The sequence below is a fragment of the Thiorhodovibrio winogradskyi genome (assembly GCF_036208045.1).
GTDB classification, from domain to species: domain Bacteria; phylum Pseudomonadota; class Gammaproteobacteria; order Chromatiales; family Chromatiaceae; genus Thiorhodovibrio; species Thiorhodovibrio winogradskyi.
Genome location: NZ_CP121472.1, coordinates 3,128,964 through 3,146,260 on the forward strand (window position 1 = coordinate 3,128,964; position 17,297 = coordinate 3,146,260).

The following is a 17,297-nucleotide window of genomic DNA, read 5'->3' on the forward strand; positions in this document are numbered from 1 at the left end:
GCGAACTATCCCATGGGTTTCCTGATCGATCTGGCCTTTGCGCGCAGCCGCACCGTGCTGCTCACCCTCGCCTTTGTGCTGATCTCCGGTGCCAGTGCCTACCAGAGCATTCCCAAGGAGGCCGAGCCCGATGTCACTGTGCCCATCATTTATGTCTCCATGACGCACGAGGGCATCGCGCCCGAGGATGCCGAGCGCCTGCTGGTGCGCCCAATGGAAAAGGAATTACAAAGCATCGAGGGCATCAAGGAGATGACCGGCACCGCCGGCGAGGGCTTCGCCTCGGTGCAGCTTGAGTTCCTCGCTGGGTTCGACAGCCGCAAGGCGCTCGCCGATGTGCGCGAGCGCGTCGACATCGCCAAGGCCGAGCTGCCGGCTTCCACCGAGGAACCCAGGGTGCACGAGGTCAATGTCGCCCTCTTTCCGGTGCTCACCATCGCGCTGTCCGGTTCGCTGCCCGAGCGCGGGCTGGTGCGGATCGCGCGGGATCTAAAAGACCGCATCGAAGCTCTGAGCGGCGTGCTGGAGGTTGACATCGGCGGTGACCGGGAAGCACTGATGGAGATTCTTGTCGACCCGGCTGTCATGCACACCTATGACGTCAGCTATGGCGAGTTGTTCGATCTCATTTCCAGCAACAACCGCCTGGTCGCGGCCGGCGCGCTGGAAACGGGCGCCGGGCGGCTGGTACTCAAGGTGCCGGGCGTGATTGAAGATCTAACCGATGTCCTGGCGATGCCGGTCAAGGTCGCGGACGGGCAGGTGGTGACTTTCGGCGACGTGGCACAGATTCGCCGCGGCTTCAAGGACCCGCAGGGCTTTGCCCGTGTTGGCGGGCAGCCGGCGGTCACCCTGGAGGTCAAAAAGCGCGTCGGTGCCAACATTATCGACACCATTGCCGCGGTGCGCGCCATTGTCGCGGAAGAGCGCGTTCACTGGCCAGCATCGCTTCAGGTGGCCTTCATGCAGGACAAGTCCGACCGCATCCGCGAGATGCTGGGCGATCTGCAAAACAATGTGCTCTCGGCCATTGTGCTCGTCATGCTGGTCATGATCGCGGCACTGGGGCCACGCTCGGCGCTGCTGGTCGGACTGGCGATTCCGGGATCCTTTCTGGCGACCATGCTGGTGCTGCAGGCCATGGGTTACACCATGAATATCGTTGTGCTCTTTAGCCTCATCCTAGTGGTCGGCATGCTTGTGGACGGCGCCATTGTGGTCACCGAGCTGGCCGACCGACGCTTGCAACAGGGCCAGAGGGCGCGCGCAGCCTATGCCGGTGCGGCCAAACGCATGGCCTGGCCGGTGGCCGCATCCACTCTCACGACCCTGGCGGTGTTCTTCCCCCTGCTGTATTGGCCCGGACTTGTCGGCGAGTTCATGAAATACCTGCCCATCACGGTGCTGATCGCGCTCTCGGCCTCGCTGACAATGGCACTGATCTTTCTGCCGGTGCTGGGCTGGACCCTGGGCGGCGGGAGGAAACAAGGCACGGGAAGCCACGCGGATGCGACTCTGGCGGCTTCCCCACCCCACGCAGCCACCCACTCGCCTCCCAATGCCGAGAGCCCGGCTCTGCGCCTTTATCTGGCCGTGCTGGAACGGCTGCTGCACCATCCCGGCAAAACCCTGAGCGTCGCAGTCCTGGCGCTCATCGCCTCCTATGCGGCCTATGCGCACTTCGGCAAGGGGGTGGAGTTCTTCCCCGAGGTCGAACCCGACTTTGCCCTGGTGCAGGTCCATGCGCGTGGGGATCTGTCGATTCAGGAAATCGACCAAATTCTGCGCCAAGTGGAAGCCCGCATCCTCGACATGCCAGAGCTGGACGCCATTTACGCCAGGTCCTACCACAAGAGTAGCGGCATGAATCAGGCGGCCGAGGATGTGATCGGCACCATTCAGCTTGAATTCATCGATTGGTTCAAGCGCCGCCCGGCGGACGCCATTTTGCAGGAGATTCGTACCCGCACCGCCGACATCCCGGGTATCCTGGTCGAAACCCGCGCCGCCGAGGGCGGCCCGTCCGAGGGCAAGCCAATCCAGATCGAACTGAGCGCGCGCGAGACCCAGCGGATTGGCCCGGTGGTGGAGCAGGTGCGCGCACTGATGGACCAGCTCGGCGGCTTTGCCGATGTGGAGGATGATCGCCCGCTGCCGGGGATCGAGTGGCGCCTGAGGGTCGATCGCGAACGCGCCGCGCGCGATGGTGCCAACATCGCTCTGCTCGGCAATGCCGTGCAAATGCTGACCCAGGGAATTTTGCTCTCGGAATACCGACCGGATGACAGCGATGACGAGGTTGACATTCGCGTGCGTTTCCCCTTCAACGACCGCCATCTCGATCAACTCGACACCCTAACAGTGCCGACCGCCGGCGGCATGGTGCCTATTAGCAACTTCGTCAGCCTAACGCCCGCGCCCAAGGTTGGCACCTTGCATCGGGTCGACGGCCGGCGTGCCATGACCATTCAGGCCGATGTCGCACCCGGTCAGTTGGTGGACAGCCAATTGCAGCGCCTGCGCGAAGCCCTGACTACCGCCGAGAAGCCACCGGGGGTTGAGATTCGTTTTAAGGGAGAAGACGCCGATCAGCGCGAAGCCGCCGAGTTCCTCACCAATGCCTTCATCAGCGCGATCTTCCTGATGGCGCTGATTCTGGTCACTCAGTTCAACAGCCTATACCAGGCCCTGCTGGTGCTCTCGGCCATTGTCTTTTCCACCGCGGGCGTGCTGCTTGGCTTGCTGATCACCGCCAACCCCTTCGGCATTGTGATGGTCGGCCTGGGAGTGATCGCGCTCGCCGGCATTGTGGTGAATAACAATATCGTCCTGATCGATACCTACAATCGCCTGCGCGCTGAGCACCCCGATCCCATTGTCGCGGCCTTGGAAACTGGCCGCCGTCGCTTGCGCCCAGTTTTTTTGACCGCATTTACCACGGTGCTTGGACTCATGCCCATGGTGTTGGCCATGAACATCGACCTCATCGGCCGCGGCATTCGCTTTGGTGCCCCTTCAACTCAGTGGTGGACGCAGCTGGCCAGCGCCATTGTCGGTGGTCTGAGTGTCGCCACCCTGCTGACGCTGATCCTGACACCCTGCCTGCTGGTGCTCGGTGACCGTCTTGCCCAGGCAATCAACACACGAGTGTTGCGGACTCTGGGCGCAACGGGCTAGTCGCTTGAGCTGGTCATGCAGGATGCCAAAACCCTTGGCCGGGCACCGCGAGCGCGCATCTCGAGCTTGTTAGTGGAATGTCCCTCATCACGCCGGCGCGACTGTCGCTGGTCTATCGTTTTTATCGCCTGGCTCTCTTGTGTCGGTAGTCGCATTTATGACGCTCCCTTGGAAAAAACTTTTGTCTCTCCTCCTCCCGCTTCTCATCATTGCCGGGGCACTGGGCCTGTTTCGTTTTCTCAAGGCGACCAAACCCGAACAGCCACCGCCCAAGGTGCAGGAGCGGGTGTGGCGGGTGGCGGTCGAAAGAGTCAAGCCGCAAGCCCTGGCGCCTGAATTGACCCTCTATGGCCAAGTCGAAACGCCCGATCTGCTTAGCCTCACCGCCTCGGCCAATGCCTGGGTGGAACAGGTGGCCGTGCGCGATGGCGACCGGGTGGCCCAGGGGGATGTACTGATCGCGCTCGATCCGCGCGACTTCGAACCACGCATTGCCCAAGCACGGGCCGAGGTCGAGGAACTCCAAGCCAGCATCGAGAGCGAAAACAACCGCCACCAAACCGACCTGCTGGCGCTTGAGCAGGAACAACGCCTGCTCGAGCTGGCGGGCCAGAGCGTGGAGCGTCAGCAGCGCCTGAAAACGCAGAAAGTCGGTGCCGAGCAGTCGCTCGACGAGGCCGAGCAGCAGCAGGCACAGCAGGCGCTATCGGTGTCCAATCGCAAAATGAGCATTGCCGATCATCCCAGCCGGCTGCGCGGCCTGCAGGCCAAACTGGCCAGCTCCCAGGCACGACTCGAGCAACTCGAACTGGAGTACGAGCGGGCCCGACTGACCGCGCCCTATGACGGCGTCATCGCCAATGTGGATGTCACCGAAGGGGACCAGGTCTCGCGTGGCGAGGTACTTTTGACACTCTACGCCCGCGCCAGCCTGGAGGTGCGCGCGCGCATCCCGGCGCCCTATCAGGATGAGATTCTCGCCACGCTCAACGCGGGGCAGGTGCTCTCGGCGTCCGCACAGGTTGCTGGCACCGAGGTGAAACTGCGCCTGGCGCGGCTCGATGGCGAGGCGCAAGCGAGCGGCATCGATGGGCTGTTTCAAATCACAAACCATGACGAATTGGTCCGCATCGGCCAACTGCTGACCCTGCGCCTGGCACGAGACGCCCAGAGTGATGCCGTGGCCCTGCCCATGGCGGCCGTTTATGGCGGCGAGCGGGTCTATGAGATCCAGGCACAGCGAGCGCAAACCCAAGACGACGGCGCCGGGTTGGACCAGGAAAGGCCCGACGAGCAACAACAGAACAAGCAACAACAGACAGAGAAAGCCGCCAGTCCCCTGCTGCGCATGCGCGCGGTGGACATCGACATGCTCGGCACCCGCCTTGGCGCCGACGGGCGCGAACTGGCCCTGGTCCGCTCGCCTGAGTTGACCGCCGGAGATCGCGTTGTCATCACCCATCTACCCAACGCCATTGATGGCCTGCGGGTGGAGGTTGTGGAGTGAGCGCGTCCGGGCAGGCCGCGCCCAAAGGTCAAGGCGTCCCCATGGGTCATAAGTCGGATCTGATCGGGCTGTTCGCCCATCATAAGGTCGCGGCCAATTTGCTCATGGTCATCATGCTGATGACGGGCATTTTCGCCATCGACCGGCTGAATGTGCAGTTCTTCCCCAGTTTTGACCTCGACATCATCACGGTGCGCGTGGTCTGGACCGGCGCCAGCGCGGAGGATATCGAAGACGGCATCACCAATCCGCTCGAGCAGCGGCTGCGCACCCTGGATAATCTCGACAAGATGACCTCGACCTCCAGTCAGGGACTCTCGTCCATCACCCTGGAGTTCAAGGAAGGCACCGACCCGCTGCTGGCACTCGATCAGGTGCGTCGCTTTGTCGATGAATTTCGCAATTTTCCACAGGATGCCGAGAAACCCGAGGTCGCCCTGGTCACCCGCTACGAGCAGGTTGCCCGGCTGCTGATCACCGGACCCGATTCGCCCGACGAGCTGCGCAAACTGGCGCGACGGTTTGAAACCGAGCTGATTGATCGCGGCATTGACAAGGTCGACATCAACGGTCTGCCCGAGGAAGAGATCAGCATCGAGATCGACAACGCCCGGTTGGAGGAACTGGATCTCGGCCTGGCGCAAATCGGTGATCGGGTGGCGGCCTTCAGTCGCGACCTGCCGGCGGGCGCGATTGGACGCGGCGAGGGCGCGCGCGAACTGCGCAGCCTCGACAAGCGCCGCGATCCGCTTGAATTTGCCGGCCTCCCGGTGGTGACCGAGCCGAATCTGCGGGTGAACCTGAGCGACATCGCCAGGGTGGAGCGTCGCCCAAGCGACGGCAGCGTGGAACTCAGCTATCGCGAACAACCCGCAGTGGAGTTGATCGTGCAGCGAGCGGAAACCGGCGACTCGCTGGCTGCGGCCAAGGTGTTCGATCAATGGCTAAAGGATACGCGCGCGACACTCACCCCCGGCGTGGAGCTGCAAGCCTACGACCAGTCCTGGACCCTGATCCGCGACCGCATCATGCTGCTGGTCAACAACGGGCTGGGTGGCCTCATTCTGGTGGTGGCGATCTTGTATCTGTTCCTCACCGGGCGGGTGGCCTTCTGGGTCGCCTGGGGCATTCCGGTGTCCTTTGCCGCGACCCTGTTCATCATGCTGCTGACCGGTGGCAGCATCAATATGATCAGCATGCTGGCGCTGATCATGGCGCTGGGCATCATTGTTGATGACGCCATCGTGGTGGGCGAGGATGCGCTCGCGCATTACCAGATGGGCGAGGACCCGCTGCTCGCCGCCGAGGGTGGCGCGCGGCGCATGATGGCGCCCGTCATTGCCTCCTCGCTCACCACCATTGCGTCTTTTCTGCCGCTGATGCTGGTCGGCGGGCGCACCGGCAATATCCTCATCGCCATCCCCTCGGTCATTATCGCCGTCATCATCGCCTCTCTGGTCGAGAGCTTCCTGGTCCTGCCGGGCCATCTGCGCAATGCCTTTGTGCATTCGCACAAGGTCAAACCAAACTCCATTCGTGCCTGGCTCGACAGCGCATTCGACCACTTCCGCGACCGGATCTTCCGCCCGCTCGCGACCTTTTCCATTCATCATCGCTTCGCCACCATTGCCAGTTCCCTGGCGTTGCTGATCATCGCCATCGGCCTGGTCGCCGGCGGGCGGATTAGCTTCACCTTCTTTCCCACGCCCGAGCCGCAGGTGATCTACGCCAATGCCACCTTCGCCGCCGGAACCCCGCGTGAGACCGTCGACCGATTTCTCGAGCATCTCGAGGAGCAACTCTACGCGGCTGAACAGTCACTCGATGCCGGCCGGCTGATCAACCTGGCGGTGACCTATCATGGCTCCAAGGCCGGCCCAGGGGCGCGCGCCGCGGCTGACCAGCTCGGCGCCATTCAGGTCGAACTGCTGCCGCCCGATGAGCGCGAGGTGCGCAATCCCGAATTTATCCGCGCCTGGCGGAGCCATCTCGACATGCCTGCCGGCCTCGAGCATCTGACCATCACCTCACGTCGGGTCGGTCCGCCCGGGCGCGATCTCACCATCCGCCTGACCGGCAACAATCCCGAGCAGCTCAAAACGGCGGCGCTTGATCTATCCGAGACCCTCTCTGGCGTGCCCGGCGTGCTGGAGGTGGAGGACGACATGGCCTATGGCCGCGAACAGCTGATCTATTCACTCACTCCGGCGGGCGAGGCGCTTGGACTAACGGTGTCTGATCTCGGCAACCAATTGCGCACCGCCTATGACGGGCGCCTGGTACAGATTTTTCAGGATGGCTCGGATGAGGTCGAGGTGCGGGTGCGCCTGCCAGCGGCGGAGCGCGACAGCCTCGCGAGCCTCTACCGGCTCAACATTCGCGCCCCAAATGGCGAATCCGTGCCGCTGACCGCGGTGGCCGAGTGGCGCTCGCGCCAGGGCTTTGAGGTGCTGCGCCATGCCGAGGGCAAATTGGCTGTTGAAATCACCGCCGATGTAGACACCAACAGCGCCAATACTGATCGGATTGTGGCGGCACTCGAGGAGGCTACCCTACCCGAGCTGGCGCGCGGCCACGGCATCAGTTATTCCTTTGAGGGTCGCTCGGCCGATCAGCGCGAAACCCTGAGCGACATGCGCAAGGGCGCCTTGCTGGGGCTGGTGCTCATCTACATTATCCTGGCCTGGGTTTTTGCCTCCTACGGCTGGCCGCTGGTGGTCATGACCGCCATCCCCTTTGGCATTAGCGGAGCTTTCTTTGGCCACTGGATCATGGGCATGGACCTCACCATCCTGTCGCTCTTTGGCATGTTTGGCCTCTCCGGCATCGTTGTGAATGACTCCATCATCCTGGTCAGCTTCTACCAGCGCCTACGCGGCGAGGGCATGGCGGTGCAGGGGGCGCTAATCGAAGCCTCATGCCAGCGCCTGCGCGCCGTGCTGCTCACCTCGCTGACTACCATCGCCGGCCTGACTCCGCTGTTGTTTGAGCGCTCCTACCAGGCCCAATTCCTGATTCCCATGGCCACCTCCATTGCCTTCGGTCTGGCCTTCTCCACCCTGTTGGTGCTACTGGGTATCCCGGCACTGCTGTCAGTGCATGAGAGCATCCATCATCGCTTGCTTTGGCTGCGCGAGCGCCTAAGCGCGCGTTTAAGCAGCAAGACCCATGGGATCTAGCGTACCAAGCACCACGCCGCGCTGGCGCAAATCGGCCAGCAGGCCAGCGCCGAAGGCAATCACCTGTTGCGACTGTCGGTGACCGAGTTCCTCGCTGATACGGACAAGGGCGTCCTGCCCGCTGAGATCCGATTCCTGTTGCAACAGCAGCAACAGGCGGGCGGTGACGGCGTTGATCTCCATGAAGCGCACCTGCTCACCTGAGTCAAGGTAGATCAGCAGATAAGTCGGCTGTTCCGGCGCCGCCTGGGGCTGGAAATCCGGGCCGATGCGATGCACCGGATAGCGATAGCTCAAGGGCCAGGCGAGGGATGAAATCACGGGGTGTTGTTCAAGCAGGTCGCCATCGGCCATCAGTCCGGCGGGCACTGGCTCGGCATCGGCGATTTGCAACGCCATTTCCACCCATTCGTAGTGGGCCAGTTCGAGTAGAAAGGGCGGATCATCCGGGTGATTAACACGCTGCTGACTCAGAAAGTCGAGAAATTCACGCGGCAGTTGCGGAAACAGCGGCGAGACGGCACGATGGCGGCGCAGATAATCCCTCACCAGTTCGCGCCAGTGCTCGCGCGCGAGCAATCGGTGCACCACGGGAAAATTGCCAGCCAGGAGGGAGGCGACGTTATTGAAGATCAGGTCGCGATAGATCGCCATGCGCCTGTCTTCTATGTCCGCCGGCGCGGGTGTCTGGCCCGGATCGCGCAGGTGCGCGGTAAAAGCCAGTTGCTGCTCCAGAAAGCCGGGAGCGCTGGATCTACACATTTGCCTCTCCAGCAACGGACTCCGGGTCTTAGGCAGCGGCGGCCAGGGCTGCTTTGGCCGCGGGCCGTGCCTGTGGTGACGAATGACGGCCTTGAATCTCGCGCACCTGATCGACTTCTCGCAGCAAGTTAGACAGTGGCGGAATATTGAAGTCACGCTCAAGCAGAGTCGGGAAAACACCGAATGTCTGATAGGCCTGGTCGAGCAGATCCCAGACCGTGTCTATGACCTCCGCGCCATGAGTGTCGATACGTAGATCCTCGGCTTCCACGTAGTGCCCAGCAATATGGCCGTAACGAATACGCTCGCCAGGCAACGCCCTCAAGAAGGCCAGCGCATCGTAGCCATGATTGATGGCGTTGACATAAATGTTGTTCACATCAAGCAGCAGGTCGCAGTCAGCCTCGGCAAGAACCGCGCGGATGAAGTCAATCTCCGCCATTTCCTGTCCCGGGGCCGCATAGTAGGACGCGTTTTCCAGCGCCATGCGGCGCCCTAGGATCTCTTGTGCCTGACGCACGCGCCCGGCGACATGATGCACGGCCTCCTCGGTGAAGGGGATGGGCAACAGGTCATAGAGTTGACCACCGTCGGCACAGTAAGTCAGATGTTCACTGTAATCGGCGATACCGTGATGGTCCAGGAACTGCCGGACCTGGCGCAGAAAATTGGTATCAAGCGGAGCCGGACCGCCAATCGACAGCGACAACCCATGGCAGACAAAAGGGAATTGCTCAGTCAGTGAGCGCAGCAGCCGCCCCTTGCGACCGCCGAAGCCGATCCAGTTCTCGGGCGCGATTTCGTAGAAATCCACCCGCCGCGCGGGTGGTGACTCGACCAGGGCGCTCAAAAACGAGCGCCGCAGGCCGAGACCAGCGCCATGCAGCGGTGATTGCAGGCGGCTACTCATTGGCTAGCCATTCACGGAGATAACAATTCAAGGGAACAGCTCATGAGAAAAGGCATTGCCTGGCAATCAGCGGCTGACTGAGCGCGATCAGTTACCGCCGCCGCACTTGCCTTCACCACACTTGCCTTCGCCGTCCTTGCCATCGCCTTTCTTGTCATCGGCACCGCCACATTTGCCTTCGTCTCCCTTGCCATCATCCTTGTCGCCACCGGAGCCGCCGCATTTGCCCTCGCCGCACTTACCTTCGGAGTCCGCCTCGGCAAGCTGCATGTAGCCCCCGTTCATATCCTGGGCCGCGAAGGGGTTACCTTCAGCCTGGGCCAGACCAAGGGAGCCGGCCAGCGCGATGCCAACCAGGGCGGAGATGGGCGTCAAGTTCTGATTCATATCGAAGAGTCCTGTTGCTTGGAGTAAAAACCGAGGGTTGCAGAAATAGAAGCGAGCAGCCACGGCCTCATTGCTCAGCGCCGTCCTCTCAGCTGCTATGAGTGGCGGCGATTTTTTCCGATCCAATGACAAAACGCAATTTTTTCCGACCATCGCAGTCAGGATTAGACGCTCGCCATAACCCCAGCCAAACCGCCCCGCTTAGCTACTCTGGATCCCCACTCTGGATCCCTAGCCCGGCATGAGTCGCCGCGGCCAGGGACTCCGCGGCGGCATCCACCTCTGCCAATCGATCTGGATGGTGCGCCTCGACCCGATCACGCCCAAGCTGCTTGGCGCGATAGAGCGCCTCGTCCGCCTGCCTTATCAACGCCTCATGATCGGGATTACTCGGATCATCGGTGGCCACGCCCATGCTGATGGTGACGATGCCCTCATTGGCGCCAGGGTGGCGCATGCCCAGACCGGCGATCGCCTCGCGCATGTCCTCGGCCACCTTGACCGCATTCGCCAGCGGCGTATCCGGCAGCACCACGACAAACTCCTCCCCGCCATAGCGGGCGCAGAAATCACCGCCACGCTTGAGCCCGTCCTGCAGCGCCTGGGCCACGGCCCGCAGGCAGCGATCGCCGGCCAAATGGCCGAAAGTGTCGTTGTAACTCTTGAAGTTGTCGATATCGCAAATAATCAGCGACAGCGGCGAGCGTTGGCGGCGGCCGCGACGGAACTCCTCGACCAGGTTCTCGATAAAATAGCGCCGGTTGGGGATGGATGTCAGGGTGTCAAACACTGCTTGTTGGCGCAAGCGATCATGCGCCTGATGCAGCAATCGCGTACTGAGCAGAATCAGCCCACCACCTGCCAGACCAATCAGCAGATGGCTCAGCGTCAGCGACAGCCACGGCAGGGCCGGAACCTCCGGCAGCGTCACACTGATGCCGCCACGCACGTCGCCGAGTTCGTAGCCTTGGTCGGCATGGCAGTCGAGACAGGGCTTTTCGGTGATCAAGGGAGCCATGTAGCGATAGGCTTCCCGCTCGCCGTTTTGAATGAAATGGCCGATTTCCGTCGCCCCCTGCTCGAAGCGCCGCAAGGCCAGGCGTTCCCAGCTTTCCGGATGGTTTTCCGGGCGAATGGGATCCAGGCTGGTGATATGAAACTGCACACCATTGGTCTGCGCGGCAATCTCCGCCAGTTGCCGGGTCATATAGGCCGGATTGACCGCCGTGAGCATGACATCATCCGACACGCGGATATCCCGCTCGGGAATCTTGAGGTAGGGATTGGGTTGGGTCTCATCGGTTACCCGCACATAGACGCCGCCATGGCGCGCGTTCCAGCGCCGGGTCAGCACCACCTGGTCAAAAAAGGAGCGCGCGGTCTTAAGCGACAGCTCGGCGCGGGTGGCTTGGGCTTGATACAGATTCCACCCCAGGGAGCCCATGACCAGAACCGTCCAGATTGCCAGGGCCAACCAGGGTTTGAGTAAGAGTTTCATCTTGGCATTGGGGGGTGTGAGCTAGGAGCGCGAGGGTCGAGGGCGCGGGCCAGCCAGACTAGCCGGATCTTGCGCTCGAACTATAGCAGCCCGCGGGCAGCGACGTGCCGATTTGACGTCGCTTTTGATGACCGTCAATCAGCTGGTGGCACAACCCTGCTAAGCTGTTGATCGCAAGCCGATAGTGGAGCATGTGGATTGCCCCGGGATCGCCTCCTGGTGGCCCCAAATCGAACCCCAAAGGAATCGAGATGCATCCCTTGGGAACGACAGCACTGCGAGCCATGACCATGCGTTCGGATTCAGCGCTTTCAGAGTCAGAAAGGATCGATTCGCCACCAGGGGAATCGGCGGCCCCGGACATCGCCATCCGCTGCGTCGATGTGCACAAGACCTATATCTCGGGCGATGTCGAAACCCCGGTGCTGCGCGGGATTGATCTGGACATCCGCCGCGGCGAGCTGACGGTGATTCTCGGCGCCTCCGGCGCTGGCAAGAGCACCCTGCTCAACATCATCGGCGGCATCGACCGCCCGAGCGCGGGCGAGGTCTGGTGCGGCGGGCAGAATCTCGCCACGCTGTCCGATCGAGCACTGACCGAGTACCGCCGCCGCAGCGTGGGCTTTGTGTTTCAGTTCTACAACTTGGTGCCGACGCTCACGGCGCTCGAGAATGTCGAGACGGCCACTCAGATCGCCGACAATCCCATGGACCCGGCCGAGGCGCTACGGCTGGTGGGCCTGGACGACCGGCGGGATCATTTCCCCTCGCAACTCTCGGGCGGTCAGCAGCAGCGCGTCGCCATCGCCCGGGCGCTGGCCAAACAACCCCTGGTGGTCTTCTGCGACGAACCCACCGGCGCGCTCGACGCCGCCACCGGGCGCAAGGTGCTGGATTTGCTCACTCGGCTCAACGACGAGACGGGCACGACCATTGTCATCGTCACCCATGCCGCGCCCGTCACCGGCCTCGCCCACGCCGTGCTGCACTTGACCATGGACGGCATCACGACCAGACGCAACGCCCAGCGGGTCAGCGCGGCGGATCTCAGTTGGTGACGCGGCCAACACGCGCCCAATGAAGGTTCTAGCGCGCAAACTCCGGCGGGATTTCGTCGCCGCCCGCGGCATGCTGGCCGCCGTGGTGGCCATTCTCGCCTTCGGCATCGCATCCCTGGTGGGCTTTCAGTCCACCACCAACAACCTCGGCGCCGCGCGCGATGGTTATTACGCCCAGTGCCGCATGGCGGATTTTTGGATCGACGTGAAAAAAGTCCCCCTCGCGGCCCTGCCGGCGGTTGAACGCATCCCAGGTCTAGCCGCCTTGCGCAGCCGCATCACCGCGGAGGTGATTGTCGATCTACCCGGGGTCATCGAGCCCATCGCCGGGCGCTTGATCAGCATGCCGGGCGCGCGCGCCGGTGGCGTGACCGGGGCAAGCACAGGCGTCATCAATGATCTGTTACTGACCAGCGGGCAGTGGTTCAGCGCGCCGGACGCGGCCGAGACCATCGTCTCGCGGGAGTTCGCCGCCCAGCGCGGGCTCGCGCCGGGTGACGCCGTGCATTTGATCATCGACGGCCAGCGCAAGGCGCTGCGGGTGGTGGGCATCGGCATCTCGGCGGAGTTCGTGTATCTGATTCCGCCCGGCGGCATTCTGCCGGAACCGGCCAATTTCGGCGTCTTTTATGTGCCGCGTCGCTTCGCCGAGAACAGCCTCGACATGGCCGGCGCCGCCAACAGCCTGGTCGGAGAGCTGATCCAAACCGGGGACCCGGCCGCCGCCGCCAATCCCGAGCCGGTGCTGCGCCAGATCAACCAACTGCTCGCGCCATTCGGGGTCTTTGCCCTCACCCCGCGCGCGCAACAGGGCTCCAACCTCAACCTCACCGCCGAGCTCGGCGGCCTGGCCACCATGGCGGCCATCATTCCGCTGATTTTTTTAAGCGTCGCCGCCCTAGTGCTCAATGTGCTCATGACTCGCCTGGCGGCACAACAGCGGGTGATTGTCGGCACCCTGAAGGCGCTCGGCTACCACAACCGCGCCATCTTTGGCCATTTTATCCAGGTCGGCGTCATCGTCGGGCTGATCGGCGGCGTGCTCGGCATCCTGTTGGGTCTGGGCCTGGCCGCCGCGCTGACGGATTTCTATCGCCAGTTCTTCACCTTCCCCAGCCTGACGGCGCGCCTGTATCCGGGATTGATGCTGCTCTCGCTCGCGGTGGCGATCGGCTTCGCGGTGCTCGGCTCCTGGCGCGGGGTGCGCCATGTCGCGCGACTCGAGCCAGCCGAGGCCATGCGTCCGCCGCCCCCGCCGGTGGGTGGCGCCATCCTGCTCGAGCGCTGGCCTGCGCTGTGGCGGCGGTTTGGCTTTTTCTGGCAGATGGCGCTGCGCAGTCTGTTCCGCAACCGCATGCGCTCGGTGGTCAGCATCCTGGCCGCGGCGCTTGGGACTTCGCTGCTGGTCAGCACCTATGGCAGCCTGGACTCACTGAAATTCATGGTGCTGTTTCAGTTCGACAAGGTGATGCTGGCCGATTACAGCATCAGCTTCCGCGCGGATCTCGACGCCGGCGCGCTGATTGAGGCCGCGCGCCTGCCCGGCGTTATTCATGCCGAGCCCCAGTTCGTGCTCGCGGTGGATTTCGTCAACGCCAATCATCATCACAAGGGCGCCATCCTCGGCGTCACCCCCGATGCCATCCTGACGGTGCCGCGCGATACCGACGGCCATGCGGTGCCCATTCCCGCCAGTGGTCTGCTGATGGCCAAGCGTCTGGCCGAAAATCTCGGCGTGGAGCCGGGCAACGCGGTCTGGATTCTGCCGAGCAAGGGCACCCAGACGCCCCGGCGGGTGCCGGTCGCACGTCTGGTCGACAGCCTGTTCGGGCTCGGCGTCTATGCCGACTATCACTGGCTCAATGCCTTGGTGACGGAATCCGGCGCCGTCTCCAGCGTGCGGCTGAAAGTCGCCCAGGACGCGGCCACGCGCGACGCCTTCTATCGCGAACTCAAGCGCCTGCCGACCCTGCTAAGTGTACAGGACATGGCCGCGGTGCGCGCCAACATGTGGCAGACCTTCGTGGTCAAGATGGGCAGCATGCTGAACGTCATGATCCTGTTCGCGGCGGTAATCTTCTTCGGCGCCATCTTGAACGGCGCCCTGATCAGCCTGATCGAGCGCCAGCGCGAACTGGCCACCTACCGGGTGCTCGGCTATCGCCCCGGCGAGGTCGGCGCCATGTATTTGCGCGAAAGCCTGGTGCTGAACGGCCTCGGCATTCTGCTCGGCCTGCCGCTGGGTTACTGGATGACACTGGGCATGAACAGCCAGTATCAAAACGACCTCTACAGCATGCCCACGGTGATCACCGCCTCGGGCTGGTTCTGGTCCATCGCCATGGCGGTGATCTTCGTACTGCTGTGCCAATGGATTGTCCAGCATCGCATTGATCGCATGCCCTGGAACCAGGCCTTGGCGATGAAGGAGTAGGCGTCCCATTCAATGGTGCACGACTAGGAGCCTGGATATACCTAAACCACATGGGATTTCGGCGAGTTTTGGGCCGGGCGCCGGTGGCGGGGGGCGCCGTGAATACTTCTCTGTAGGCTTCACGGCGGCATCCATGCCGCCGAGACCCCCGCACCCGGCGCCCGACCCAAAACCGAAAACTGATTTGCGATGGGTATAACATGCGGAAAGCGATGCGAATAGGCGCCTAAGATGGCCGCGCGTCAGATTTTACGTGACCGCAAGCTTTTCACCGGCGGTCTGATCATCGAGCGGGTGGTCTGGGCCTTACCCGAGCGCTCGCCAGACTTTCCACATGGCCTTAAATATCGACTGTACTGCGGTCGTCGCGGACAAGGCTCTGGTGAATGCCTGGTGCGCTACGATAACGAACGCGGTAAAGGCGATCATGTGCATCGTGGAGACCATGAAGAACCCTATCGGTTTATCTCGCTCCCGCGACTGCTTGCCGATTTCTCAGCCGATGTCGCCGCATTCCTGGAGGGCCAATCATGAAAGCCATCATCAGCGTCGAACCATGGGACAGCATGCAGGCGCGTGCCATGCGGATCGCGGAGCGTCTTGATGCCGGCGAGCCGGTGGGCGATGCGGACTATTATTTGAATTTCGCCGACACCGCACACCTCTTTCGCGCCTTGACTCCCGCGCGCCTCGCCCTGCTCGAACGGCTCGAAACCATGGGGCCGGCACCGGCTGAAGCATTAATGGCTGCCCCGTATCACGACCGCGCCAGCACGGACAAGGATATTGACCAATTGATCGCCTGGGAGCTGATTGCGCAAGACAACGCCGGGCGGTTTTTCATTCCCTGGGATGCGATTGAAATTCGCGTCACCCTCGGTCACCAGCAACAGGATCACAAGAGCACCGATCACGCGCAAGCGGCCTAAGACAGCCTCGGAGAAATCAGACAAGCGGGACAACAACACCCATGACACACACCAAGCTCATCATCAGCCTCGCCATTGCCGTCGTGCTGGTCGCGGCTGGCATCGCCTATTCCATCCTCCAACCCGGCCCGCCGGTGGCCGTGATCGAGGTCAGGCCCGGCACCATTCGCGCATCCGTGGCGGATCGCGCGCGCACCAGTGTGTCTGGCATCGCCCGCCTGACCATGCCGGTCGATGGCCGGATTCTGCCCATCACCATCGAGCCAGGCACGGCGGTCAAGCAAGGCGAGGTGCTCGCGCGGCTCGATACCACCGAGCTCGAAGCCCAGGCCGCCGCCGCCCGCGCCGAGGTCGCCGCCATCGAGGCGCAATTGAATCTGCTCGCCGACAACGCGCTCGAAAAAACCGTGCTGGCCGAGGCCAAACAATGGATCGCCGCCATGGCCAAGGTGGAGGAATCCGCCGCCGCCCTGATCGAGGCCAATGCCGCCAACGCCGCTTTCACCGACTGGTGGAAGGAGGCCGAGGAGAAGCTAAAACAACAGGGCGCGGTGGCGGAGGAAAAATACCGTCGCGCCAAGGCCGACAGCTCCCAGGCCGAGGTCGACCTCGCGGTGGCGCGGCTGAATAAACAGATTGTCGAGGTATTTCAGAAGATCTCCGATCTCGGGCCTGACTATGTTCGCCGCTATCTGGCGCGCAAGACACTTGAGGCGCGGGTATTCGAGCAACAACAGGCCGCCGCCGAGGCGCGCCTGAAAATCGCCGCGTATCGACTCGAGCGCGCCCTGATTCGCGCCCCCCGGGATGGCCTGGTGCTCTCCCGTCTGGTTGAAAGCGAGCGCGTGCTGCCCGCCGGCACCGAGCTGCTCACCCTGGGCGACCCCGCGCGCCTGCAAGTCAGTCTCGACCTGCTGAGCGACGACGCCGGCCAGGTGCGAGTGGGCGACGGGGCCGAGATCACCGGCGCCGTCCTCGGTGACCTGGCACTCAAAGGCCGGGTCAGCCGGGTTGATCCCCAGGGCTTCACCAAGGTGTCATCGCTCGGCGTCGATCAGCAACGGGTGACTGTGATGATCGATTTCAGCGAGGGCGAGTTGCAGCGGCTGCAAGACAGCGGGCGTACCCTTGGCGTGGCCTACAGGGTGCAGGCACGTATTTTCACCGACCAGGCCGAGAACGCCTTGAGCATCCCGCGCCTGGCGCTGCTGCGCGCGGGCGATGGCGGCTGGCAGGTCTATCGGGCAATTGCAGGCAAGGCCGAGCTTGTCTCAGTGGTCCTAGGTATCGGCAATGATCGCCAGGTCCAGGTGACCGATGGACTCAGCGCTGGTGACTTGGTGCTGGTCGCACCACCCAAGACGCTCAAGGATGGCGACAAGGTTAGCCCGAGCCAACCCACGCCCTCGACCAGGCAGGCAAGCGTTTGAGGAGGGTCTTTGTCATCACTCACGAG

12 protein-coding genes are annotated in these 17,297 nt (G+C 62.9%); 8 read left to right on the forward strand and 4 right to left on the reverse strand.

What is annotated here, in order from left to right; translation table 11 throughout:
* Positions 1-12: 12 nt before the first annotated feature.
* The 3 genes from Thiowin_RS14205 (at position 13) to Thiowin_RS14215 (ending at position 7,863) form a co-directional block, all read left to right on the forward strand.
* Positions 13-3,177 carry an efflux RND transporter permease subunit gene (locus Thiowin_RS14205; protein WP_328983661.1) on the forward strand — a complete coding sequence of 1,055 codons (3,165 nt, stop codon included), beginning with the start codon at positions 13-15 and terminating at the stop codon, positions 3,175-3,177.
* A 181-nt stretch (positions 3,178-3,358) separates the two neighbouring features.
* On the forward strand, positions 3,359-4,684 hold the full coding sequence (locus Thiowin_RS14210) for an efflux RND transporter periplasmic adaptor subunit (protein ID WP_328983662.1): 1,326 nt from the start codon (positions 3,359-3,361) through the stop codon (positions 4,682-4,684).
* A gap of 41 nt (positions 4,685-4,725) precedes the next feature.
* Entirely contained in the window at positions 4,726-7,863 is a 3,138-nt protein-coding gene (locus tag Thiowin_RS14215) for an efflux RND transporter permease subunit (protein WP_408034217.1), read from the forward strand.
* On the opposite strand, the gene Thiowin_RS14220 is transcribed toward Thiowin_RS14215, so the two are convergent.
* The 4 genes from Thiowin_RS14220 to Thiowin_RS14235 all read right to left on the reverse strand — a co-directional run bounded on the left by Thiowin_RS14220 (position 7,837) and on the right by Thiowin_RS14235 (position 11,420).
* On the reverse strand, positions 7,837-8,625 hold the full coding sequence (locus tag Thiowin_RS14220) for an HvfC family RiPP maturation protein (RefSeq protein ID WP_328983664.1): 789 nt from the start codon (positions 8,623-8,625) through the stop codon (positions 7,837-7,839). The two genes, Thiowin_RS14215 and Thiowin_RS14220, sit on opposite strands and share 27 nt — an antisense overlap.
* A 28-nt stretch (positions 8,626-8,653) precedes the next feature.
* Complete coding sequence (locus tag Thiowin_RS14225; RefSeq protein WP_328983665.1) at positions 8,654-9,535, reverse strand: HvfB family MNIO-type RiPP peptide maturase; 882 nt, start codon at positions 9,533-9,535, stop codon at positions 8,654-8,656.
* 87 nt (positions 9,536-9,622) lie between these two features.
* Entirely contained in the window at positions 9,623-9,922 is a 300-nt protein-coding gene (locus Thiowin_RS14230) for an HvfA family oxazolone/thioamide-modified RiPP metallophore (RefSeq protein WP_328983666.1), read from the reverse strand.
* A 205-nt stretch (positions 9,923-10,127) separates the two neighbouring features.
* Entirely contained in the window at positions 10,128-11,420 is a 1,293-nt protein-coding gene (locus tag Thiowin_RS14235; RefSeq protein ID WP_328983667.1) for a sensor domain-containing diguanylate cyclase, read from the reverse strand.
* Between the two features lie 290 nt (positions 11,421-11,710).
* On the opposite strand from Thiowin_RS14235, the gene Thiowin_RS14240 reads away from it, so the two are divergent.
* The 5 genes from Thiowin_RS14240 to Thiowin_RS14260 all read left to right on the forward strand — a co-directional run bounded on the left by Thiowin_RS14240 (position 11,711) and on the right by Thiowin_RS14260 (position 17,271).
* The gene (locus Thiowin_RS14240; protein WP_408034218.1) at positions 11,711-12,478 is read left to right on the forward strand and encodes an ABC transporter ATP-binding protein; all 768 of its coding nucleotides are present in this window, start codon (positions 11,711-11,713) and stop codon (positions 12,476-12,478) included.
* Between the two features lie 19 nt (positions 12,479-12,497).
* Entirely contained in the window at positions 12,498-14,912 is a 2,415-nt protein-coding gene (locus Thiowin_RS14245; protein WP_328983669.1) for an ABC transporter permease, read from the forward strand.
* A gap of 231 nt (positions 14,913-15,143) precedes the next feature.
* On the forward strand, positions 15,144-15,446 hold the full coding sequence (locus tag Thiowin_RS14250) for a toxin-antitoxin system TumE family protein (RefSeq protein ID WP_328983670.1): 303 nt from the start codon (positions 15,144-15,146) through the stop codon (positions 15,444-15,446).
* Positions 15,443-15,841: an HVO_A0114 family putative DNA-binding protein gene (locus Thiowin_RS14255; RefSeq protein ID WP_328983671.1), complete on the forward strand. Its 399-nt coding sequence runs from the start codon at positions 15,443-15,445 to the stop codon at positions 15,839-15,841. The genes Thiowin_RS14250 and Thiowin_RS14255 overlap by 4 nt, the downstream gene beginning before the upstream one ends.
* Positions 15,842-15,882: 41 nt before the next feature.
* Positions 15,883-17,271 carry an efflux RND transporter periplasmic adaptor subunit gene (locus tag Thiowin_RS14260; protein ID WP_328983672.1) on the forward strand — a complete coding sequence of 463 codons (1,389 nt, stop codon included), beginning with the start codon at positions 15,883-15,885 and terminating at the stop codon, positions 17,269-17,271.
* Positions 17,272-17,297 lie beyond the last annotated feature (26 nt).